The sequence below is a fragment of the Actinosynnema sp. NPDC002837 genome (assembly GCF_040295345.1).
In the GTDB taxonomy this organism is placed as follows: domain Bacteria; phylum Actinomycetota; class Actinomycetes; order Mycobacteriales; family Pseudonocardiaceae; genus Actinosynnema.
Genome location: NZ_JBEOVG010000025.1, coordinates 72,510 through 94,023, shown reverse-complemented (window position 1 = coordinate 94,023; position 21,514 = coordinate 72,510). Strand labels below are relative to the sequence as shown.

22 protein-coding genes are annotated in these 21,514 nt (G+C 72.4%); 12 read left to right on the top strand and 10 right to left on the bottom strand.

Going from position 1 to position 21,514, the window contains the following annotated elements:
- Positions 1–34: 34 nt before the first annotated feature.
- Positions 35–280 carry a hypothetical protein gene (locus tag ABTZ99_RS19530; RefSeq protein WP_498775853.1) on the bottom strand — a complete coding sequence of 82 codons (246 nt, stop codon included), beginning with the start codon at positions 278–280 and terminating at the stop codon, positions 35–37.
- Positions 281–842: 562 nt separating this feature from the next.
- Here ABTZ99_RS19530 and ABTZ99_RS19525 point away from each other — a divergent pair.
- The gene (locus ABTZ99_RS19525) at positions 843–1,067 is read left to right on the top strand and encodes a hypothetical protein (protein WP_498775855.1); all 225 of its coding nucleotides are present in this window, start codon (positions 843–845) and stop codon (positions 1,065–1,067) included.
- 54 nt (positions 1,068–1,121) lie between these two features.
- Here ABTZ99_RS19525 and ABTZ99_RS19520 read toward each other — a convergent pair whose 3' ends face one another.
- The 6 genes from ABTZ99_RS19520 to ABTZ99_RS19495 all read right to left on the bottom strand — a co-directional run bounded on the left by ABTZ99_RS19520 (position 1,122) and on the right by ABTZ99_RS19495 (position 8,167).
- Positions 1,122–2,663, bottom strand: a complete 1,542-nt coding sequence (locus ABTZ99_RS19520; protein WP_499612745.1) for a glycerol-3-phosphate dehydrogenase/oxidase — start codon at positions 2,661–2,663, stop codon at positions 1,122–1,124.
- Positions 2,656–4,146, bottom strand: a complete 1,491-nt coding sequence (gene glpK, locus ABTZ99_RS19515; RefSeq protein ID WP_498775859.1) for a glycerol kinase GlpK — start codon at positions 4,144–4,146, stop codon at positions 2,656–2,658. The genes ABTZ99_RS19520 and glpK overlap by 8 nt, the downstream gene beginning before the upstream one ends.
- A gap of 13 nt (positions 4,147–4,159) precedes the next feature.
- Entirely contained in the window at positions 4,160–4,870 is a 711-nt protein-coding gene (locus ABTZ99_RS19510) for an MIP/aquaporin family protein (protein WP_498775861.1), read from the bottom strand.
- A gap of 103 nt (positions 4,871–4,973) precedes the next feature.
- A complete protein-coding gene (locus ABTZ99_RS19505) occupies positions 4,974–5,741 on the bottom strand; it encodes an IclR family transcriptional regulator (RefSeq protein ID WP_498775863.1) in 768 nt (255 codons plus the stop codon).
- 57 nt (positions 5,742–5,798) lie between these two features.
- Positions 5,799–6,695, bottom strand: a complete 897-nt coding sequence (locus ABTZ99_RS19500; protein ID WP_499612743.1) for a bifunctional helix-turn-helix transcriptional regulator/GNAT family N-acetyltransferase — start codon at positions 6,693–6,695, stop codon at positions 5,799–5,801.
- Between the two features lie 38 nt (positions 6,696–6,733).
- Entirely contained in the window at positions 6,734–8,167 is a 1,434-nt protein-coding gene (locus ABTZ99_RS19495) for a bifunctional phosphatase PAP2/diacylglycerol kinase family protein (RefSeq protein ID WP_498775867.1), read from the bottom strand.
- Between the two features lie 80 nt (positions 8,168–8,247).
- On the opposite strand from ABTZ99_RS19495, the gene pafA reads away from it, so the two are divergent.
- The 3 genes from pafA to ABTZ99_RS19480 all read left to right on the top strand — a co-directional run bounded on the left by pafA (position 8,248) and on the right by ABTZ99_RS19480 (position 11,134).
- Positions 8,248–9,606 carry a Pup--protein ligase gene (gene pafA, locus ABTZ99_RS19490; protein WP_053716655.1) on the top strand — a complete coding sequence of 453 codons (1,359 nt, stop codon included), beginning with the start codon at positions 8,248–8,250 and terminating at the stop codon, positions 9,604–9,606.
- Between the two features lie 99 nt (positions 9,607–9,705).
- Positions 9,706–10,266, top strand: a complete 561-nt coding sequence (locus ABTZ99_RS19485; RefSeq protein ID WP_498775870.1) for an ArsR/SmtB family transcription factor — start codon at positions 9,706–9,708, stop codon at positions 10,264–10,266.
- Entirely contained in the window at positions 10,259–11,134 is an 876-nt protein-coding gene (locus ABTZ99_RS19480; RefSeq protein ID WP_499612740.1) for an SRPBCC family protein, read from the top strand. The genes ABTZ99_RS19485 and ABTZ99_RS19480 overlap by 8 nt, the downstream gene beginning before the upstream one ends.
- Here the strand turns inward: ABTZ99_RS19480 and ABTZ99_RS19475 are convergent.
- Positions 11,121–11,741, bottom strand: coding sequence for a response regulator (locus tag ABTZ99_RS19475; protein ID WP_498776133.1), 621 nt, complete (start codon positions 11,739–11,741; stop codon positions 11,121–11,123). The genes ABTZ99_RS19480 and ABTZ99_RS19475 overlap by 14 nt on opposite strands.
- Positions 11,742–11,746: 5 nt before the next feature.
- Positions 11,747–12,712, bottom strand: a complete 966-nt coding sequence (locus ABTZ99_RS19470) for a sensor histidine kinase (protein WP_499612738.1) — start codon at positions 12,710–12,712, stop codon at positions 11,747–11,749.
- 139 nt (positions 12,713–12,851) lie between these two features.
- On the opposite strand from ABTZ99_RS19470, the gene ABTZ99_RS19465 reads away from it, so the two are divergent.
- The 7 genes from ABTZ99_RS19465 (at position 12,852) to ABTZ99_RS19435 (ending at position 18,063) form a co-directional block, all read left to right on the top strand.
- Positions 12,852–13,358 carry a GlcG/HbpS family heme-binding protein gene (locus tag ABTZ99_RS19465; RefSeq protein WP_499612736.1) on the top strand — a complete coding sequence of 169 codons (507 nt, stop codon included), beginning with the start codon at positions 12,852–12,854 and terminating at the stop codon, positions 13,356–13,358.
- Between the two features lie 173 nt (positions 13,359–13,531).
- On the top strand, positions 13,532–14,518 hold the full coding sequence (locus tag ABTZ99_RS19460; RefSeq protein ID WP_498775878.1) for a helix-turn-helix transcriptional regulator: 987 nt from the start codon (positions 13,532–13,534) through the stop codon (positions 14,516–14,518).
- Positions 14,515–15,486, top strand: coding sequence for a helix-turn-helix transcriptional regulator (locus ABTZ99_RS19455; protein ID WP_498775880.1), 972 nt, complete (start codon positions 14,515–14,517; stop codon positions 15,484–15,486). The genes ABTZ99_RS19460 and ABTZ99_RS19455 overlap by 4 nt, the downstream gene beginning before the upstream one ends.
- A gap of 18 nt (positions 15,487–15,504) precedes the next feature.
- Positions 15,505–15,771, top strand: coding sequence for a bacteriophage holin (locus ABTZ99_RS19450; protein WP_499612733.1), 267 nt, complete (start codon positions 15,505–15,507; stop codon positions 15,769–15,771).
- Positions 15,764–16,108, top strand: coding sequence for a Sec-independent protein translocase subunit TatA (gene tatA / locus ABTZ99_RS19445; protein WP_498775884.1), 345 nt, complete (start codon positions 15,764–15,766; stop codon positions 16,106–16,108). Before ABTZ99_RS19450 ends, tatA begins: the two co-directional genes overlap by 8 nt.
- A gap of 120 nt (positions 16,109–16,228) precedes the next feature.
- Complete coding sequence (tatC, locus tag ABTZ99_RS19440) at positions 16,229–17,140, top strand: twin-arginine translocase subunit TatC (RefSeq protein ID WP_498776135.1); 912 nt, start codon at positions 16,229–16,231, stop codon at positions 17,138–17,140.
- A 38-nt stretch (positions 17,141–17,178) separates the two neighbouring features.
- Positions 17,179–18,063, top strand: a complete 885-nt coding sequence (locus tag ABTZ99_RS19435) for a diacylglycerol/lipid kinase family protein (protein WP_498775886.1) — start codon at positions 17,179–17,181, stop codon at positions 18,061–18,063.
- Here the strand turns inward: ABTZ99_RS19435 and ABTZ99_RS19430 are convergent.
- Complete coding sequence (locus tag ABTZ99_RS19430; protein WP_498775888.1) at positions 18,047–18,532, bottom strand: hypothetical protein; 486 nt, start codon at positions 18,530–18,532, stop codon at positions 18,047–18,049. The two genes, ABTZ99_RS19435 and ABTZ99_RS19430, sit on opposite strands and share 17 nt — an antisense overlap.
- A gap of 151 nt (positions 18,533–18,683) precedes the next feature.
- Here ABTZ99_RS19430 and ABTZ99_RS19425 point away from each other — a divergent pair, with 151 nt between their 5' ends.
- Positions 18,684–21,449 (top strand): DEAD/DEAH box helicase, encoded by a 2,766-nt coding sequence (locus tag ABTZ99_RS19425; protein WP_498775890.1) that lies wholly within the window; start codon positions 18,684–18,686, stop codon positions 21,447–21,449.
- Positions 21,450–21,514: the final 65 nt, after the last annotated feature.

The window sequence follows — 21,514 nt, the reverse complement described above, 5'->3', positions numbered from 1 at the left end:
GCCCCCGACACCGCGTCGGGGGCCTTCGCCGCGTTCACAGGAAGATCTTGACCAGCTGGTCGCGCCCCTCGTGGTCGCGCAGCACCACCTGGTTGCCCGCGCGCAGCTCCGAGTCGACGAACTCGTAGATCAGCAACGCCCGGTTGACCAGGTCGACCTTCTTGAGCCCGGTCCGGTCCTGCAACTTGCCCAACGCCTCGACCGCCTCCGCGATCAGCGCGACGTTCACCCGATCCGCGACGGCGGGCTTGTCCGACGTGGCCCGCTCGACCGACGACATGTGCACCTTCCTCCGACTTGCCCCCTGCCCACCATTGTCGCAGACGCCGCAGCGATCAACCACATTTCCAGTGGCGAAAATGTGGCGAACCGGTTGCGCACGGCTGCGGAAGCGGTACTGTAGGTCATGTCACCGCTGGGTGGCCAGGACCACGAGGGGCGTTCGCGCCCCGGCGAGAGGAGTTCTCGTGACTCGTTTGTGCTTCGGCGCACGCGAAGGCCCCTGACAGGGGTCGCCCGGCCTCGGAATCGACCACCGTTCCGACGCGGGGCAGCCACGAGGACTTCATCCTCGTCGCACGGGGTGCGACGAGGAGGGGGAGGCAGCTCGCTGTTCGGAGTTCCGGGGGGAGCTCGCGCAGCGGATACCTCCCAAGGTGGTTCTCCGGCGTGCTGTGCCCGCAGTGGGCGTACCTGTCCGGAGAGGAAAGGGCACTTCACCCATGAGTGCCGCAACGCCGGATCGGGCATTGTCCGGGTCCGGCACGGAAGAGGGCTGGGGTGAACCCAGTCGCGAAGCGCGGGTGCGCGTGGAGAAGTCGGGACTCAGGGTGGAAGTGGCCGTGCCCTCCAGCCAGGCTCCCCGACTGCTCACCGCCGCAGTCCTCGCGATGGTGATGGTCGGGGCCGTGGTCGGCCCCGTGGCCACGCTCCGGGCGGTCCCGGTGGACTTCCCGGTGTGGGCGACCGTCGGCTTGGTCGTCGGTCAGATCGGCCTGCTCGGGCTGATCGCGTTGATCGCGCGACGGGCGTCCGGGTCCGGCAGAGGGATCGGACGGCGGAGCTGACGCGAAAGGGGCACTCGGGAGAGTGCCCCTTTCGCGTGGTCGGGCGTGGTCGGCCTACGCGATGGCCTTGGCCAGCAACCGCCCCGTGCGCTCGCGCACCGACGGCGTGTCCAGCCCGCGCACCACCACGGTGGTCCGCCGCCGCAGCACGTCGTCCACCTCGGTCGCCCACTCGTACCGCTGCGCGTGCGCCACCTGCGCCCAGATGTCCGGCCCGTCCGGGTGCACCCGGTCCAGCAACGACGGGTCGTCCGACGCCAGCGCCAGCACCTCGTGGCTCACCGTGCCGTAGTGCGTGGCCAGGTGCCGGAGCACGTCGTCCGGCACCGACGGCAGCTCGCGGCCCAGCTGCGCGCTCACCCGGTCGGGCAGGGCCGCGCCCGGCAACGCCGACGGCACGCCGTCGAACGCGTGCGACAGGTCCCGGCCCAGCGCCTCGCCGACGCGCGCCAGCACCGACGCGCCGATGCGCCGGAACGTGGTCCACTTGCCGCCCGCCACGCTGATCATCCCGCCACGACCGCGGGTGATCACGGTCTCCCGCTTGGCGTGGCTGGTGTCGCCGGACCCGCCGGGCAGCACCCGGAGCCCGGCGAACGCGTACGCCAGCCGCGACCGGTCCAACGCCGACGCGACGATGCCGACCGACGCCTCACCGAGGATCTGGTCGACGTCGGCGGGCGAGCACCGCACGTCGGCCGGGTCGCCCTCGTACGGCTCGTCGGTCGTGCCCAGCAGGAGTTGCCCCTCCCACGGGATGGCGAACGACACCCGCACGTCGTCCACCGGGATGGTCATCGCCGCACGCCACGGCTCGTCCGTCTTCAGCACGAGGTGCGCGCCCTTGGACAGCCGGATGCTCGGCGCGGCCGCCGCGTCCTCCATCCGCCGCACCGAGTCCAGCCACGGCCCGGTCGCGTTGACCACCACCGACGCGTCCAGCCCGAACTCGCCGCCGTCCACCTTGTCGCGCAGCTCGACCCCGGTCACCAGCCCGCCGCGCTTGCGCAGGCCCGTCACCTCGACGTGGTTCAGCAGCACGGCGCCCGCTTCGGCCGCCGCACGCGCCGCCGTGATGGCCACGCGCGCGTCGTTCATCTGGTGGTCGTAGTACAGCGCCGCGCCGCGCAGGCCCGCGGTCCGCAGGTGGGGCACGTGCTCCACGGCCCGCCGCGCCGACAGCACCTTGCCGACGCCGTCGCCGAACCCGGACAGCGCCGAGTACAGCACCACGCCCGCGCCGAGCACCGACCGCGAGTGCGGCCCGCCCCGGTACACCGGCACCAGGAACGGCAGCGGCCGGACCAGGTGCGGCGCCAGGTGGTCGCCCAGCGCGCGCCGCTCGGCGTGGTTCTCCCGCACCATCGGCACCGCGCCCGGACCCATCGCGAGGTACCGCAGGCCGCCGTGCACGAGCTTGGACGACGCGCTGGACGTGGCGCCCGCGAAGTCGCCCGCCTCCACCAGCGCCACCCGCAGGCCCGACCGGGCCGCCGCCCACGTGGTGGCGATGCCCAGCGCGCCGCCGCCGATCACGACCAGGTCGAAGGCGCCGTGTCCCAGCGCCTCGCGCGCCCTGGCCCGTTGCTCACTCATCGTTGTCGTCCTCGTCAATCCAGCCGACGGTCCGCTCGACCGCCTTCTTCCACTTGCGGTAGCCCTTGTCGCGGGTCTTCGCGTCCATGCCGGGCAGCCACTCGGCGGCCTTGTGCCAGTTCTCGCGCAGGCTCTCGGTGTCCGACCAGTAGCCGACCGCGAGGCCCGCCGCGTAGGCCGCGCCCAGGCACGTGGTCTCGGCGACGATCGGCCGCACCACGGGCACGTCCAGCACGTCGGACAGGAAGCCCATGAGCAGGTTGTTGGCCGTCATGCCGCCGTCGACCTTCAACGCGACCAGTTCCACGCCGGAGTCGGCGTTCATCGCGTCCACGACCTCCCGGGTCTGCCAGGCGGTGGCCTCCAGCACCGCGCGGGCGATGTGGCCCTTGTCGATGTAGCCGGTGAGGCCCGCGATGATGCCGCGCGCGTCGGACCGCCAGTGCGGCGCGAACAGGCCGGAGAACGCGGGCACGAAGTACGCGCCGCCGTTGTCCTGCACCGACCGCGCGAGCGTCTCGATCTCGGGCGCGCTGGAGATCAGCCCCATCTTGTCCCGGAACCACTGCACCAACGCGCCGGTGACCGCGATCGCGCCCTCCAGCGCGTACGCGGCCGGCTGGTCGCCGATCTTGTAGCCGACCGTGGTCAGCAGGCCGTTCTCCGACACGACAGGCTTGTCGCCGGTGTTGACCAGCAGGAAGCTGCCGGTGCCGTACGTGCACTTGCCCTCGCCGGGCGAGTAGCAGGTCTGGCCGAACAGCGCCGCCTGCTGGTCGCCGAGCGCGGAGGCCACCGGGACGCCTTCCAGCGTGCCGGTCGCGGTGCCGTAGACCTCCGCGGACGAGCGGATCTCCGGCAGCATCGCCTTGGGCACGCCGATCGCGTCGACCAGCTCGTCGTCCCAGTCCAGCGTCTCCAGGTTCATCAGCATGGTGCGGCTGGCGTTGGTGACGTCGGTGACGTGGCGGCCGGTGAGCTTCCAGATCAGCCAGGTGTCCATGGTGCCGAACAGCACCTCGCCGGCCTCGGCGCGGGCGCGCAGGCCGTCGACGTGGTCGAGCAGCCAGCGGACCTTGGGCCCGGAGAAGTAGGTGGCCAGCGGCAGCCCGCACTTCTCGCGGAACCGGTCCTGCTCGCCGAGCTCCTTGACCAGCTGGTCGGTGCGGGTGTCCTGCCAGACGATCGCGTTGTGCACGGGCTTGCCGGTGGCCTTGTCCCACACCAGCGTGGTCTCGCGCTGGTTGGTGATGCCGACGGCGGCCAGGTCGTGCACGGTCAGCGAGGCCTTCTGCAGCGCGCCGTGCACGACGTCGAGCACGTTGGCCCAGATCTCCTCGGCGTCGTGCTCGACCCAGCCGGGCTTGGGGAAGATCTGCCGGTGCTCCTTCTGCGCCACGGACACGATCGCGCCGCCGTGGTCGAAGACGATGCAGCGTGAGGAGGTCGTGCCCTGGTCGATGGCGGCGATGTAGGTGCTCACGGTGGGACGCTCCTCAGTAGACGGCGATGTCGACGAGCCCGGCCAATGCTCCGCCGATCAGGGGACCGACGACGGGGATCCAGGCGTACCCCCAGTCCGATCCACCCTTTCCGGGGATCGGCAGGACGGCGTGCGCGAGGCGGGGGCCCAGGTCGCGCGCGGGGTTGATGGCGTAGCCGGTGGGCCCGCCGAGGGACATGCCGATGCCGACGACCAGCAGGGCGACGATCAGCACGCCGGTGCCGGAGGTCTCCAGGCCCTTGGTCTGGCCGGTCGCCAGGATGACGAACACCAGCACGAACGTGGCGATGACCTCGGTGGTCAGGTTCTGCGCGCGGTGGCGGACCTCGGGGCCGGTGGCGAAGACGCCGAGCACGTCGCCGGTGTTGGCGCGGAACTGGCCGAGGTAGGCGAGGTAGCACAGGACGGCGCCGGTGAACGCGCCGAGGAGCTGGGCGAGCAGGTAGAGCGGGACGGTGCTCCACTCGCCGTTGTGGATGGCCAGGCCGACGGTGACGGCCGGGTTGAGGTGCGCGCCGGACAGCGGCGCGACCGCGTAGGCGCCCGCGAGGACCGCGAAGCCCCAGCCGAACGTGATCACCACCCAGCCCGCGCCGTTCGACTTGGACTTCGCCAGCACCACGCCCGCGACGACGCCGTTGCCGAGCAGCAACAGCAGTGCGGTGCCCAGGAACTCACCGATGAAGATCGACTGGTTGGTCATCCACGCGCCCTCTCTGGCCTGAATGCCGTTCGACAATGTCGTACGGTGCGCGTGAATCCTGTGCCGACGCTCACAAGATGTCAACCCTTCCGGAACGCCCTCGTCACCAGGGGATGGCGCCGAGCTCGCGCGAGATGGACCGCGCGGCCTCGCGCACGTAGGACACGAGGTCCGTGCGCGGCTGCTTCTTCTCGTCGCAGAGGCGCTCGACGGGCCCGGAGATCCCGACCGCGCCCACCGTCACCAGCCGTCGGTCCCGGATCGGGGCCGCCAGCGACACTTCGCCCTCGACCAGCTCTTCGACCTCCGACGCCCAGCCGCGCTGCCTGACCTGCTCCAACGCGTCGCCGAGCCGGTCGAGGTCGGTGATCGTGGCGGCGGTGTAGGACTTGAGCGGCTCGTCGTCGGCGAGGCCGAGGCCGACCGGGTCGTCGGCGAGCAGGACCTTGCCCAACGCGCTGGCGTGCGAGGGGAGCAGCGCGCCGACTTCGAGGACCTGGCGGGAGTTGTCCGGCCGGAAGACGTGGTGCACGACCAGGACCTGGTTCTCGTGCAGGGTGCCGATGCGGACGCTCTCCATGCTGCGCGAGGCCAGCGAGTCCGACCAGTTCAGCGCGCGGGTGCGCAGCTCGTTGCCGTCGAGGTAGCTGCTGCCGATGTGGAACAGCGCCGCGCCGAGCTGGTACTTGCCCGTGTCCGGCGACTGCTCGACGAACCCGACCAGCTGCAACGTGCGGAGGATGCCGTGCACGGTCGGTTTGGGCAGGTCGAGGGCTCGGGCGAGTTCCGCCACCCCCATCCGCCGCGCACCGCTGGCCAGCAGCCGCAGCACCGCGGCTGCCCGTTCGATGGACTGGATGGGACCGGGCACGCGATCACTCTAGCGCTTCACCGTTCGACCATGTCGAACTGCTGGAATCGCGGCGCGTCACAGGTGCAGCGACCAGGTCTGCGCCTCCACGTCCCGCCCGAACAGGCGTTCCGGCGTGCTCTCGTCGAGGGTGAAGCCGACCTTCTCGTAGAGGTGCCGCGACGCCGCCAGGCCCGCCACGGTCCACAGCTCCATCCGCTCGTACCCGGCCCGGCGGGCGAAGCGGAGGCACTCGTCGACCAGTCGCGCGCCGATGCCCAGGCCCCGTGCGGCGGGTTCGACGAGCAGCAGGCGGAGCTTGGCGGTGCGGTCGTCGACCCGCATGCAGAAGATCGAGCCGACCGGTTCGCCGTCGACCTCGGCGATCCACGCCGCCTCGTGGTCGGGGCAGTGGCGCGCCCCGTACTCGCCCGCGACCCGTGCCACCAGCGCCTCGAAGGTCTGGTCGAAACCGCACTCCTCCGCGTACCGCACCCCGTGCCGGTTGACCACCCACCCGAGGTCGCCCGGGCGCAACGGCCGCAGCAGGTACGACCGGGGCGTGCCGGTGAGCAGGCGTTCGACCTTCCGCATCGAGGCCACCAGCTCGACCCGGTCCGCCGGCGGCACCCGGTCCAGCAGCGCGCCGATCTCGGCGTCGGACCGGGCGTTCAGGTCGGCGAACACGGACTCGCCGTGCGGGGTGAGCGCGACGACGTGGCGGCGCGAGTCGCGCTCGGACACCGTGCGGGTCACCAGGCCGTCCCGGTCGAAGCGGGTCAGGATGCGGCTGAGGTAGCCCGCGTCCAGCGACAGCGCCGCGCGGAGGTCGGCCGCCTCGCGGGGGCCCGCGGCCAGCTCGAACAGCACCCGCACCTCGGTCAGCGAGTACGGCGAGGCCAGGTAGCCGCGGTCGCGCACACCGATCACGCCGGTGTAGAAGCGGTTGAACGCGCGGACGTCCGCGACCGTCATCGTTGACTCCCTCAACAGAAACGTTGACGGAGTCAACCTTATCCCTGTGGTCGGTAGACGGCCAGGGCCGCGGGCCGGGACCGGAACTCGAACGTCGAGCCCGTGGGGCCGACCTCGCCGTCCGTCGCGATCGCCACCGCGCCGTCGAGCAGCCGCACGTCCAGCCACCGCGTCTCCAGGTGACCGTAGGTCCGGCTGCGGTGCAGGGAGCCGAGCAGCGCGCCGAGGAAGAACCGCGCCCGGGAGAACCGGGTGTCGGCGCGGATGTACCGGACGTCCATCAGCCCCGCGTCCAGGGCGGGCCGCATGGTCGGAGCGAAGCCCTTCGGCCGGTACGGGCCGTTGCCGACGAACAGCATCCACACCAGCCGCCGCTCGCCGTTCAGCTCCACCCGCAGCGGCCGCGACGTGCGCAGCACCCGGGCCAGCGCGATCGCCGCCGCCGGCCACTTGCCCCACCTGCCCTGCAACTTCTCCCGCAGCCGCACCATGTCGGGGTAGCCGCCGAGGCTCGCGGTGTTGACGAACCAGCGCGGCCCGGCGCCGTCGACGGACACCGCCGCGAGGTCCACCAGCGCGCCGTCGCCGTCGGTGACCGCCCGCGCGCTGTCGTCCAGCCCCTGCACGCCCACGTCACGAGCGAAGTGGTTCAACGTCCCGGACGGCACCAGGACCAGCGGCAGCCGGTGCGCCGCGGCCAGCGCGGCGACGGCGGCCACCGACCCGTCACCGCCCGCCACCCCCAGTGCCTGCGGAGCGTGATCGGCGATCACCGTGTCGAGATCCTCGATTCCCACGATCGTGGCTTTCGGCCATTCGCGGAGGATCTCGTCCGTCGGATCGCCCCCGACCAGGCCCGCGCTCGGGTTCACCACGACCGCGAGACCTTCGCCGTCGACCAGGGCCGCCAACGCCCGGTGCTCGCGCGCCGACGCGGGCTCGGTCCGCCCCAACGGCCACCAACGCCTGGTCAGCAGGGCCGCGCCGACCCCGATCGCGGCGCCTGCGGCCACGTCGGACGGCCAGTGCACGCCGGTGTGCACCCGCGAGTAGGCCACCGCCGCCGCGACCGGCGCGATCGCCGCCCCCAGCGCGGGCGACTCCATCGCCACCGCCGTGGTGAACGCCGCCGCCGACGCCGCGTGCCCGGACGGGAACGACGACGACGTGGGACGCCTCGTCAGCCGCCGGGGCACGTGGAGCAGGTCGGCGGCGGGCCGGCGGCGCGGGAACAGGCGTTTCGCGACCAGGCTCGCGGAGAAGCTCGCGCCGCCGATCGCGGCCACCCCGCGCAACCCCGCGCGCCGCGTCACCCCTTTGCGCACCGCCAGCACGCCCGCGACGGCGAGCCACAACACGCTGTGGTTGGCGGCGCGCGACAATCGCTTCATGCCCTCGTCGACGGGCGAGGCGCGCAGCTCCCCGGTTCGGCTCATCAGGGCCAGGTCCAGGCGGTTCACTCGTCGGAGCACACAAGAACGTTATCCGCGAAATCGGCGCGACGCCCGATTGGATCACTGAGGAAAGCTCCGAATGCGCCTACTGTTGAGGGATGCAGCGGCGGATCTTCGGCATTGAGACTGAGTTCGGGGTGACCTGCACCTTCCACGGGCAGCGCAGGCTGTCCCCGGATGAGGTCGCGCGTTATCTGTTCCGCCGGGTCGTCTCGTGGGGACGCTCGTCGAACGTCTTCCTGCGCAACGGCTCTCGGCTCTACCTGGACGTGGGCTCGCACCCCGAGTACGCGACGGCGGAATGCGACGACCTCGCCCAGCTCGTCACGCATGACAAGGCTGGTGAGCGCATCCTCGAGGACCTGCTCGTCGACGCCGAGCGCAGGCTCGCCGACGAGGGCATCGGGGGAGACATCTTCCTGTTCAAGAACAACACCGACTCCGCGGGCAACTCCTACGGTTGCCACGAGAACTACCTGGTCGCGCGGGCGGGGGAGTTCTCCCGCATCGCCGACGTCCTGCTGCCGTTCCTGGTGACGAGGCAGCTCATCTGCGGCGCGGGCAAGGTGCTCCAGACGCCGCGCGGAGCGGTCTACTGCCTCTCGCAGCGGGCCGAGCACATCTGGGAGGGCGTGTCCAGCGCCACCACCCGGTCCCGCCCGATCATCAACACCCGCGACGAGCCGCACGCCGACGCCGAGCGCTACCGCAGGCTCCACGTCATCGTCGGCGACTCGAACATGTCCGAGGTGACCACGCTGCTCAAGGTGGGCAGCGCGAACCTGGTGCTCGAGATGATCGAGCAGGGCGTCCAGTTCCGCGACTTCAGCCTGGACAACCCGATCCGCGCGATCCGCGAGATCAGCCACGACCTGACCGGCAGGCGCACCGTGCGGCTGGCGGGCGGCAAGGAGGCCTCGGCGCTGGACATCCAGCGCGAGTACTACGAGCGCGCGGTGGAGCACGTGGCCAAGCGCGCGCCGGACCCCATGGCCGAACGGGTGCTGGAGCTGTGGGGCCGCACGTTGGACGCGGTCGCGTCGGAGGACCTGTCCAAGATCGACCGCGAGATCGACTGGGCCATCAAGTACCGGCTGATGGAGCGCTACCAGGCCAAGCACGACATGGACCTGTCCAACCCGCGCATCGCCCAGCTCGACCTCGCCTACCACGACATCCGGCGCGGCCGGGGCATCTTCGACCTGCTCCAGCGCAAGGACCAGGTGGAGCGGGTGACCGACGACGGCGAGATCGAGGCCGCCAAGGACACCCCGCCGCAGACCACGCGGGCCAAGCTGCGCGGTGACTTCATCGCCGCCGCGCAGGCCGCGGGCCGCGACTTCACCGTCGACTGGGTGCACCTGAAGCTCAACGACCAGGCGCAGCGCACCGTGCTGTGCAAGGACCCGTTCCGCGCCGTGGACGAGCGCGTGGAACGGCTGATCTCCTCGCTCTAGCCGGGCGGGGCACGACGGGACGACCCCGGGCCGCGTGGCCCGGGGTCTCTCTCGGCCCTATTGACAAAACAGATTTTTACGTACAACATGATTTTTGCGATGAGAGACGTCCTGTACCTGGAGCAGATCGAGCAGGCCGAGGCACTGCTCAAGCCGCAGCGCATCGAGGTGCTGCGGCAACTGGCCGAGCCGCGGTCGTGCACCGAGGTGGCCGCCGCGCTCGACCAGACCCCGCAGCGGGTCTACTACCACGTGAAACGCCTGGTCGAAGCCGGTCTCGTGACGCAGGTGAACGAGCGGCGCGTGCGCGGCATCAACGAAGGCGTGTACCAGGCGAGCGCGCGCTCGTACTGGCTGTCGCCGGGCCTGGTCGGCCGGCTCGGGCTGCGCCGGGCGCAGGACGAGCTGAGCCTGGGGTACCTGCTGGACCTCGTGGAACGGGTCCAGGCGGACATCGCGGGCCTCGACCGGACCCGGCCCGAGCTGCCGTCGCTCGGCGTCTCGGGCGAGATCCGGGTGCGGCCCGAGCAGCGGCAGCAGTTCTTCGACGACCTGAAGACGACCTTGCAGGACCTGTTCGCCCGCTACGGCGGCGCGGAGGGCGACGCCTTCCGGCTGGCCGTGGCGTGCTACCCGAAGGAGGAGGAGACCGATGAGTGAGACCGTGGTCCTTCGCGCCCGCACCACCGCGCCCGTCGACCGGGTGCGACGGGCCGTGACCGACGCCGGGGAGCTGGGCACGTGGCTGGCCGAGCACGCGGCCGTGGAGCTGCCCGACCGGTTCGAGTTCTGGGGCCGCACCACCCCCGAGGGCGACGCGCCGCACCAGACGCTGCGGCACGTGGGCGAGGACTCGCTGCGCTTCGACTGGAGGGTCGGCGGCGAGGACACCACCGTCGAGATCGGGTGGGCCGAGGAGGGCGGCGACACCGTGGTCACGCTGTCGCAGAGCCACTTCCCGGGCTGGGACGTGGCCGTCGTGGAGACCAGCGTGCTCGGCTACCTGTACACCTACTGGTGCCTGTCGCTGGCCAACCTGGTCGACCACGTCGAAGGCCGCCCGCTGACGCCGAAGGTGGACTTCGCCACCACCGAGATGCGCGGCGAGGTGCTCATCGGCGCGCCGGTCGACGCGGTGGCCCACTCGCTGGTCGACGCCGGGCAGTACACCCGGTGGTTCGGCGCGAAGATCGACATCGAGGCGTGGGAGGGCGGCCGGGTCGCCATGGGCGGGTTCGACCAGAACCCGCAGCCCGCGAAGGTGGTCGACTTCGAGCCCGGCAGGCGGATGGGCATCGACTGGGGCGGCATGGTGTCGACCTGGGAGCTGGCCGAGTCCGACGGCGGCACCCGGCTGACGTTCGTGCAGAGCGGGTTCGACACCGACCTGCCGCCGTACGGCGCGTGGGCGGGCTGGCTGTCGGGCGTGGCGGAGCTGCGCCGGTTCCACGAGCTGCCCGGCTGGCGGCCGATCTGGCTGCGGCCGGAGGTGCCCGGCCTGCCCGAGGGCATGCTCACGGAGAGCTGAGGCGGATCAGCTTCAGCTCGACGGCGGTCCGCACGGCCGCCGTCCGGGTGTCCACGCCCAGCTTGTCGAAGATCCGCACCAGGTGCGTCTTCACCGTCGCCTCGCTGATGAACAGCGCCTTGGCGATCTCGCGGTTCGACAGGCCGCGGGCGAGGTGGTCGAGGATCTGCACCTCGCGCTTGGTCACGGCGGGGGTGGTCGCCGGCCGCAGCAGGCGGCGGGCGATGTCGGGGGACAGCACGGTGCGGCCCGCGGAGGCCTGGCGGACCGCGGCGGCCAGCTCGTCGGGCGGGCAGTCCTTGAGCAGGTAGCCGGTCGCGCCCGCCTCGACCGCGCGCACCACGTCCGCGTCCGAGTCGTACGTGGTCAGCACCACGACCTGCGGCGGGTCGGGCAGGGCGCGCAGCCGCCGGGTGGCCTCCACGCCGTCGATGCCCGCGCCGAGCCGCAGGTCCATCAGCACCACGTCAACGCCCCTGGTCGCGGCGAGGCGGACCGCGTCCTCGCCCGTGGCGGCCTCGGCGACCACCTCGAAGTCGCGGGCCAGCAGCCCGGCCAGGCCGAACCGGACCACCGGGTGGTCGTCCACCACCAGCACCCGCAACAGGCCGGTCACGGCGTCGGCACGCTCACGGCCAGCGCCGTGCCCTCGCCCGGCGCGCTCTCCACCGTCATCGTGCCGCCGAGCTCGGCGACCCGGTCGCGGATCGCGTCCAGCCCGTAGCCCCGGCCCGGTTCCGGGCGGACCGCGGCCGGGTCGAACCCGCGGCCGTCGTCGCGCACGTCGAGCGTCACCGCGTCGCCCAGGTACGTCAGCGTCAGGACGGCGGTGGTGGCGTCGGCGTGCTCCCGGACGTTCGCCAGCGCGCCCTGCGCGACCCGCAGCAACGCCACCTCCACCGGCACCGGCAGCGGGTACGGCTCGCCCTCCACCTCGACCCGGTCGCACAGGGCGCGCAGCGCGTCGGTCAGCGTGCGGCCGCTCAACGGCGAGAGGTCGCGGACGAACCGGCGCGCCTCGGCGAGGTTCTCCTTGGCCACCTCGCGGGCGCGGTCGGTGTCGCCGAGCTCGAGGAGCAGCGTGATGCTGGACAGGCCCTGCGCCAGCGTGTCGTGGATCTCCCGGGCCAGCCGCTGCCGTTCCCGCAGCGCACCGGCCTGGTGCAGCAGGCGGCGGCGGTCGAAGAACACGGCCGCGGTGATCACCGCGACGCCGACCGGGCCGAGCACCAGGCTCGGCTCGACCGTCTCGGCCAGCCGCACCTGCGCGAGCACCACCGCGGCGGTGAGCACGGCGGCCAGCGGCACGGCCACCCGCGGCCGCAGCTGCCGCAGGCACTGGAAGAACAGGGGGATCGCGCACCAGCCGAAGCTCGGCGCCAACCACACCAGCGCCAACCACAGCGCGAGCACGGCGGGCAGCGCGCCGGTCCACCGCACCCCGAACGGGTAGGCCGCGCCCAGCACGGCGGCGGTGAGCAGCACGACGGGCGCGACGCCGTGGTACGCGAGGTACCGCGCCGCCGACGCCGTCAGCAGCACGTAGAAGCCCGCGTGCATCGCCCGGTGCAGCCACACGGGGCCGACCCTAGGCCAGGTTCCGGCCCGCGGGGTCAACCGATGGGTTGAACGGGTGTCGACCGGAACCACCAGGTCGGGGCGGTCGGGCGCGGCCAGGCTCGGAACCGGCACGAAACCGGACGAGGAGGGTGTGGCGATGCGCAAGACCACGATCGCGGTGCTGGTGGCGTTGTCCGTGGCGGGAGCCGGCGGGTACGCGGTGGCCGACCAGCAGCACGGGCGCAGCGGCGTCGCGGTGCGGACCACGACGACCATCACGGTCGACGCGGCCGTCCAGGCGGCGCAGGCGGCGTTGGACGCTGCGGAGAAGGAGGGCCAGCGGGTCACGGTCGCCGTCGTCGACCGGGGCGGCGACCTGGTCGTGCTCCTGCACGGCGACGGCGCCGGGCCGCAGAGCGAGGAGTCGGCCCGCCGGAAGGCGTTCACGTCGGTGTCGTTCAACGCGCCGACGTCGGCGCTCGGGGGCCGGGTGACCGGCGACGGCGCGACGTTGCGCGACATCCCCGGCACGCTGTTCCTGGCCGGCGGGGTGCCGGTGGTGTCCGACGGCGCGCCCGTCGCGGGCATCGGCGTCGGCGGCGCCCCCAGCGGCGACCTCGACGAGCGCTTCGCCCGCGCGGGCCTCGCGGCGATTGGCGGCTGACCGGCCCGCGGCCGTGACCTGCGCGGACGGGGCGCTTCCCGGGCGGAACGGAGCCCGGGAGGCGCCCCGCCGGGCCGCGGCGTCCGGCCCGGCAATCGGCTGAACGGACCATTCATCCGCGTTCAGGGCGGGGATGGCGTCACCGGGCGTTCGTCCGGGGTTAGGGTTCCGGTGTGGCCATCGCACGTGCCGAACGGCTCGTCAACCTGGTGCTGTGCCTGCTGTCGACCCGGCAGTACCTGACCGCCGAGCGCATCCGCGCCATCGTCCCCGGCTATGCCGACGCCGCGACGGACGAGGCGTTCTTCCGCATGTTCGAACGCGACAAGACCGAGCTGCGCGACCTCGGCGTGCCGCTGGAGACCGGCCGCAGCACCGGCTTCGACGCGATCGACGGGTACCGCATCGCCCGCCGGGACTACGAGCTCGGCGACATCGACCTCGAACCCGACGAGGCCGCCGCCGTGGCGCTGGCCGCCCGGCTCTGGGACTCGCCGCAGTTCACCGGCGCCGCGCACGGCGCGCTCATCAAGCTCCGCGCCGCGGGCGTCGACGTCGACCAGGACGTGCACGTGCCGGTCGAGCCGAAGGTCCGCACCAGCGAACCCGCGTTCCCGCCGCTGCTCGCCGCCGTCCAGCAGGCGCGCGTGGTCGAGTTCGACTACCGCCGCCCCGTGTCGGTCGAGGTGCGCACCCGCACCGTCGAGCCGTGGGGCGTGGTCGCCTGGCGCGGCCGCTGGTACCTCGTCGGGCACGACCGCGACCGCGACGCGCCGCGCTGCTTCCGGCTCTCCCGCATCGTCGGCGACGTCCGCGCGGTCGGCAAGGCGGGCGCCGTGGCGCCGCCCGAGCAGTTCGACCTGCTGTCGTTCGTGGTCCGCAACCAGCCCGCCGCCGACCAGCAGCCCGCCACCGCCAAGCTGTGGGTCGCGCGGGGCCGGGCGCAGGGCGTGCGCAGGCGGGCGAAGGTCGTCGGCGCGCGGGACTTCGACGGCGAGCCCGGCGACGTGCTGGAGATCGAGCTGAGGTTCCCCGACTCGGCCGCCGGGTGGATCGCGGGCTTCGGCCCGGACGTGGTGGTGCTCGAACCGGAAGTGCTGGCCAAGACCGTGCGGGAGAAGCTGCTCGGCGCGCTGCGCGGGGCGGGGGTGCGCGCGTGAACGCCGCCACCGACCGGCTGCCCCGGCTGCTCGCCCTCGTGCCCTACCTGCTGGCCCGGCCCGGCATCCCGATCGACGAGGTCGCCGCCGACTTCGAGGTCACGCCCAAGCAGATCCGCAAGGACCTCGAACTGCTGTGGATGTGCGGCCTGCCCGGCTACGGCCCGGGCGACCTGATCGACCTGTCGTTCGAGGGCGAGACGGTCACCGTCACGTTCGACGCGGGCATGAGCCGCCCGCTGCGGCTGACCGCGGCCGAGGCGACGTCGCTGCTCGTGGCGCTGCGCGCGCTGGTCGAGACGCCCGGAGTGGCCGACCAGGACGCGGTGCAGCGGGCGGTGGCCAAGATCGAGGCCGCCGTCGGCCAGGCGCAGCCCGCCGGCGTGGCCGTGGGACTGGCCCTGCGGGAAGCGCCGGAGACGGCACGCGTGCGCGACGCGGTGTCCGACGGCGTGCGCCGCGGCCGTGCCCTGCACCTGCGCTACTACACGCCCTCGCGCGACGAGATCACCGCCCGGGTCGTGGACCCGATGCGGATGCTGCTGGTGGAGGGCCGCGGCTACCTGGAGGCCTGGTGCCGCGCGGCGGACGGCGTGCGGCTGTTCCGCCTCGACCGGATCGACGCCGTCGACGTGCTGGCCGAGCCTGCCGCCCCGCCGCCCCACGCGACGCCCACCGACACGTCGGAGGGGTTGTTCCAGCCGGACCCGTCGCAGCGCACGGCCGTGCTGGTGCTCGAACCGGACGCCCGCTGGGTGGCCGAGTACTACCCGACCGACGGCCTGGTCGAGTTGCCCGAAGGTCGCGCCAGGGTGCTCATGCGGTACGCCGACACGGCCTGGATGGTGCGGCTGCTGCTCGGGTTGGGCGGCGAAGCGCACGTGGAGCAGCCGCCCGACCTGGTGGCCGAGGTCGCCCGACAGGCCGAGGCGGCGTTGCGCCGGGCGGATCACCTCCCGGCAACCTAGGGCAAGTACGGTGGTGCCGTGCCGTACTTGCCGAGCCTGGTGCTGATCGTCCTCGGGGTGGTGGTGCTCGTCCCGATCGCGGTCCGAGTCATCCGATCCTTGCGTCGCTTCCGCGCCGCAAGCACTCTGGTGGGTGACAGGGTCGGCGACGGCGTCGGTCTGCTGCGGGCGCGCTCTGCCGCGCTCGGGGTGGCCATCGCCGAACGGCGTCCGGATCACGCCCGCGAGGGCAAGCCCCGCGTACCATCGGTGGACCGGGGGAGACAGGAGGACAACCGTGCCTAACCTCGGACCAACCGAGCTGATCATCATCGCCGTGGTGATCATCCTGCTCTTCGGCGCGAAGAAGCTGCCCGACATGGCGCGCTCGATCGGTCGTTCGGCGAAGATCCTCAAGGCCGAGACGAAGGGCCTGCGCAGCGAGGACGACCCGCAGCAGCAGGGCACGACGACGGCGCAGCAGGCGCCCGCGCCGCAGCAGCTGCCGCCCGCCCAGCCGCAGGTGGCCCAGCAGCCGGTCGCGCAGCCCCAGCAGGTCGCCCAGCCCGTGGCGCAGCCGCAGGTGGCCCAGCCGATCGAGCAGTCCGCGCAGAACCTGCAGAACAAGCAGAACACCAACTAGAACCGCGTCGACGAGAGCCTAAGGACGGTCCGCACGGTGGGGGCAAGTCCGGTCCGGTGGTGGGCCGAGCGCCGGGAGCGCCGCAAGATCACGAGTCGTCGGGCCAACCCGGACGGCACGATGTCGTTGAAGCACCACCTCTACGACCTCCGGCACCGCCTGGGTCTGGCGCTGCTGTTCATCGCGGGCGGTGCGATCTTCGGTTTCATCTGGTGGAGCTGGTACCCCTTCGGCCTGCCCAGCCTCGCCTCGATCGTCATCGACCCGTACTGCGGCATCCCGGAGACCCTGCGCCTCACCCAGGAGGGCAAGGGCTGCCAGCTGCTGCAGACCAAGCCGTTCGAGGCCTTCATGATCCGGTTGAAGGTCGGTGCCGGCGCGGGCATGGCGCTGACCGCGCCCCTGTGGCTCTACCAGGTGTGGCGGTTCATCTCGCCGGGCCTGTACGCCAAGGAGCGGCGCTTCGCCATCGTCTTCGTGGCGTGCGCGTCGGTGCTGTTCGTCGCGGGCGCCACGCTGGCGTTCTACATCGTGCCGCAGGGCCTGGCCGTGCTGATCGGCTTCGGTGACGAGCAGTTCATCACCGCCCTCACCGCCGGCGAGTACGTCAGCTTCGTCATGACGCTGCTGCTGATCTTCGGCGTGAGCTTCGAGCTGCCGCTGATCGTGGTGATGCTCAACCAGGTCGGCGTGGTCAGCTACGAGAAGCTGCGCAAGTGGCGGCGCGGCATCATCTTCGGCCTGTTCATCTTCGCCGCGATCGCCACCCCGGGCACCGACCCGATCTCCATGGTCGCGCTGGCCGTGGCGCTCGTGCTGCTGTTCGAGCTGGCGATCCAGATCGCCAGGGTGCACGACCGGCGCGTCGAGCGCAGGCGCAAGGCCGAGGGGCTGGACGACCTCGCGGACGACGAGGCCGCGCCGTTCGACTACACGCCGTCGGCGGTCGAGGAACCGTCACCCGAACCGGTGCCCACTCCCGACCCGACGCCGGCTCCGCCCGGCAAGGTTCGCTACGACGACGTGACCTGATCACTCGATCCGGTGAAGGCTTTGTAGGCTGCCGGACCATGTCGACGTCAACGAGGGCTGCCCTGCTGGTGTGCCCCACCTCGGGCAGGGGCAGGGCCGCGCGCATGGCCGGCACCGTCGCGGAACGGCTGCGCGGCGTGGTCGACCGGCTCGACCTGCACGTGGCGTCCAGCGCCGAGGGCACGGCCGAGGCCGCGCGCCGGGCGGTGGCCGACGGCGTCGACGTGCTCGTGGTCCTCGGCGGCGACGGCGGCGCGCACCTGGCCGTCCAGGCGTGCGCGCAGTCAGCGACGGCGCTGGCCGTGGTGCCCGCCGGCACCGGCAACGACCTGGCCGCGGCCCTCGGCACGACCTCCGTGGACGACGTGGTGACCGCGTTGCGCGAGGGCCACCGCACCAGGTTCGACCTCGGGCGGGTGGAGCACGGCCCCTGGTTCGCCACCGTGCTGTGCGCGGGCTTCGACTCCGCGGTCAACGAGCGCGCGAACGCGATGCGCCGGCCCGCCGGACCACGCCGCTACGACCTGGCGATCCTGGCCGAGCTGGCGGCGCTGCGGCCGCAGCGGCTGGTCGTCGAGACCGAGGATGACGTGCTGGAACTGGACGCGCTGCTGGTCGCGGTCGGCAACACGACCAGCTACGGCGGCGGCATCCCGGTCTGCCCGGACGCCTCCACGAGCGACGGCCTGTTCGACCTGACCGTGGTGCGCGCCACGCCGCGCCGCACCCTGCTGCGGATGCTGCCCACCCTCCGCACCGGCCGGCACGTGGACCACCCCGCCGTGCGCACGCTCCGGGCCCGTTCCGCACGGCTGTCCGGGCCGACCTGGGTCGCCTACGCCGACGGCGAGCGGCTCGGCGGCGTGCCGCTGACCACCACGTGCGTCCCGGGCGCCCTCGTCGCCGTCACCGGTGCCGGCTGATCACGTCGCGCTTGCGCCACGAGCCGTGCGGCTCCGTCGTGCCCCGGTCGAACAGCCAGCCGGCGATGGTCAGCACCCCGTCCGCGGCGTCCAACGGCGTGCCGTGCGCCGACTCGACGGTCTCGATCTCGTGCCTGCCGCAGTCCCGGATCGCGTCGCAGCGGACCGAGATCTCACCCTCCACCTGCCACGGCGGAGGCGGTCGCAGCACGTTGCGGTGCGGGTCGCGCGGCAGCGAGACGTGCACGAGGAAGGCCACCTCCTCGAACTCGGCGAGCGCCGACAGCCCCGCGTAGGGCGCGCCGGGCAGGTGGTCGAACACCAGCCCGGCGCCCGGTCTGCCGAGGTGGCCGGCCAACCGCTCGATCCGCGCCTCGGCCAGCCTCAGCACGGCGAGCACCGGGTCGACCTCGACCAGGTCGGGGAACACCCACCGGAGGTCGCCCTCCGCCAACGGGATCGCTTCCACGGCTACCGAGTCTGCCCCATGGTCCATATTCATGGTCTTTATAGCTTCAGTGTTGATTAAAAGAAGCGTCCCGGACCCGGTCGCGGCGCTGTTCCGGGTTCCGCTGCGGATCTGAAGCGATTTTGTCGGTCCCGTATGACAGCCTGGACAGGTGTCAAGCACTCCGCGGTCTCCAGCCGACTCGTACGCGGACTTCCGCCGCCGCTCCTCCCGGCCCAAGCTGGCCGACTTCCTGGGGGTCATCTCGTTCGAACTCGACCCGTTCCAGGAACGCGCCTGCGAGGCGCTGGAAGACGGGCACGGCGTGCTGGTCTGCGCCCCCACCGGCGCCGGCAAGACGGTCGTCGGCGAGTTCGCCGTGCACCTGGCCCTGACCGAGGGCCGCAAGTGCTTCTACACGACGCCGATCAAGGCCCTGTCCAACCAGAAGTACGCCGACCTGGTCGCCCGCTACGGCGCCGCGAAGGTCGGCCTGCTCACCGGTGACACGTCGGTCAACGGCGACGCGCCGATCGTCGTGATGACCACCGAGGTCCTGCGCAACATGCTGTACGCGGGCTCCTCCACCCTCAAGACCCTCGCCTACGTGGTCATGGACGAGATCCACTACCTGGCCGACCGGTTCCGCGGCCCCGTGTGGGAGGAAGTGATCCTGCACCTGCCCGAGTCCGTGCGGCTCGTCGGCCTGTCCGCCACCGTCAGCAACGCCGAGGAGTTCGGCGAGTGGCTCGTCGAGGTCCGCGGCGACACCACCGTCGTCGTCGACGAGCACCGGCCCGTGCCGCTGTGGCAGCACATGATGGCGGGCGGCCGGATGATGGACCTGTTCGCCGGCGAGGGCCCCGACGGGCACACCCGCATCAACCCCCAGCTGCTGCGGCACACCGACGACCTGGCCCGCTTCCACGTGCCGTGGAGCCGCAACCGCAACAACAAGGACCAGCGGGGCCGTCCGCCGCGCGGCTCCGGGTTCAAGCCGCCGTCCCGGGTCGACATCGTGCAGCGGCTCGACGGCGCGGGCCTGCTGCCCGCCATCGACTTCGTGTTCAGCCGGGCGGGCTGCGACGCGGCCGTCCTCCAGTGCGTGCGGGCCGGGCTGCGGCTCAACTCCAACGACGAGGTCGAGCAGATCCGCGAGGTCATCGAGGAGAAGACCAAGGACCTGCCGCAGGGCGACCTGATGGTGCTGGGCTACTGGGAGTGGCGCGAGGCCCTCGAACGCGGCATCGCCAGCCACCACGCCGGCCTGCTGCCCGCGTTCAAGGAGACCGTGGAGGAGCTGTTCGTCCGCGGCCTCGTGAAGGTCGTGTTCGCCACCGAGACGCTGGCGCTCGGCATCAACATGCCCGCGCGCACCGTCGTGCTGGAGAAGCTCGTCAAGTACAACGGCGAAGCGCACGTCGACCTCACCCCCGGCGAGTACACGCAGCTCACCGGCCGCGCGGGGCGGCGCGGCATCGACGTCGAGGGCCACGCCGTGGTGGTGTGGCAGCCCGGCGTCGACCCGAAGGCCGTCGGCGGCCTCGCGTCCACCCGCACGTACCCGCTGCGCTCGTCGTTCCGCCCCGGCTACAACATGGCCGTCAACCTGGTGAACCAGCTCGGCGCCGCGGCGGCCCGGGAGATCCTGGAGCAGTCCTTCGCCCAGTTCCAGGCCGACCGGTCGGTGGTCGGGCTGGCCCGGCGGATCGAGCGCAACCGCGAAGCGCTCGGCGGCTACGCCGAGGCGATGACGTGCCACCTCGGAGACTTCACCGAGTACGCGTCGCTGCGCCGCCGGGTCGCCGAGCGGGAGAAGGCGTTGGCGCGCCAGAACACCTCCGCGAAGCGGGCCGAGGCGGCGCAGTCGCTGGAGCGGCTGCGCAAGGGTGACGTGATCGCGGTGCCGTCCGGGCGCCGGTCCGGGCTGGCCGTCGTGATCGACCCGGGGCTCGAACCGCTCGGCGAGGCGCGGCCGTTCGTCGTGACCGAGGACCGGTGGGCCGGCCGGCTGTCGTCGGCGGACTTCCCCATGCCCGTGGAAGTGCTGGGCAAGATGCGGCTGCCGAAGCAGGTCGACACGCGTTCGCCGAAGTCGCGGCGCGACCTGGCGGCGTCGTTGCGCGCCACCGGGATCGTCGCGCCGGCCATGCGCAAGCGCCGTTCGACGGCGGACGACGACGCGGAACTGGCCACGTTGCGGCGGGCCTTGCGCGCGCACCCCTGCCACGGCTGCGAGAAGCGCGAGGAGCACGCCCGCTGGGGCGAGCGGTACCACCGGCTGCTGGCCGAGACCGAGCAGGTCGAGCGCAAGGTCGCCGCCACCACGCACTCGTTGGCGCGCGAGTTCGACCGGATCCGCGGCCTGCTGCGCGAACGCGGCTACCTGCACGCCGACGAGAACGGGCCCGGCGAGGAGGTCACCGAGCACGGCAAGCGGCTGACCAGGCTCTACAGCGAGTCCGACCTGCTGGCCGCCGAATGCCTGCGGCACGGCGTGTGGCGCGACCTCGACCCGGCCGAACTCGCCGCCGTCGTGTCGGCGCTGGTGTACGAGGCGCGCCGGGACGGTCCGCTGGAAGCCAGGCTGCCACCGGGCAAGGTGGCGGACGCGCTGACCGCGACCGCGCGGCTGTGGGCGGAGCTGGAGGACGACGAGCGCAGACATCGGCTCGACCGGACCCGGCAGCCCGACCCGGGTTTCGCGTGGGCGGTGTACCGGTGGGCGCGCGGCGAGTCGTTGGAGAAGGTGCTGTCCGCGGCGGAGGAGAACGGCGCCGAGCTCGGCGCGGGCGACTTCGTGCGGTGGTGCCGGCAGGTGATCGACTTCCTGGACCAGATCCGGGACGTCGTCGGCGGCGGTGATCCGGTGGGCGCCGCCGCGCGCAAGGCGGTGGACGCGTTGCGCCGCGGGGTGGTGGCGATGGCCACCGTTTGACAAAGCTTTGCGGGGCGGGTGGGTACCGTGCGGGTGGCTGTGGTTTGATCGCGCCCGCAAGCCTT

Coding starts and splice junctions, on each gene's coding strand:
- ABTZ99_RS19465 (WP_499612736.1), top strand. CDS start 12,852: ATGCGCAAGACCACGATCGCGGTGCTGGTGGCGTTGTCCGTGGCGGGA.
- ABTZ99_RS19520 (WP_499612745.1), bottom strand. CDS start 2,663: ATGAGTGAGCAACGGGCCAGGGCGCGCGAGGCGCTGGGACACGGCGCC.
- ABTZ99_RS19480 (WP_499612740.1), top strand. CDS start 10,259: ATGAGTGAGACCGTGGTCCTTCGCGCCCGCACCACCGCGCCCGTCGAC.
- ABTZ99_RS19500 (WP_499612743.1), bottom strand. CDS start 6,695: ATGACGGTCGCGGACGTCCGCGCGTTCAACCGCTTCTACACCGGCGTG.
- ABTZ99_RS19530 (WP_498775853.1), bottom strand. CDS start 280: ATGTCGTCGGTCGAGCGGGCCACGTCGGACAAGCCCGCCGTCGCGGAT.
- ABTZ99_RS19435 (WP_498775886.1), top strand. CDS start 17,179: ATGTCGACGTCAACGAGGGCTGCCCTGCTGGTGTGCCCCACCTCGGGC.
- ABTZ99_RS19510 (WP_498775861.1), bottom strand. CDS start 4,870: ATGACCAACCAGTCGATCTTCATCGGTGAGTTCCTGGGCACCGCACTG.
- tatC (WP_498776135.1), top strand. CDS start 16,229: ATGTCGTTGAAGCACCACCTCTACGACCTCCGGCACCGCCTGGGTCTG.
- ABTZ99_RS19485 (WP_498775870.1), top strand. CDS start 9,706: ATGAGAGACGTCCTGTACCTGGAGCAGATCGAGCAGGCCGAGGCACTG.
- pafA (WP_053716655.1), top strand. CDS start 8,248: ATGCAGCGGCGGATCTTCGGCATTGAGACTGAGTTCGGGGTGACCTGC.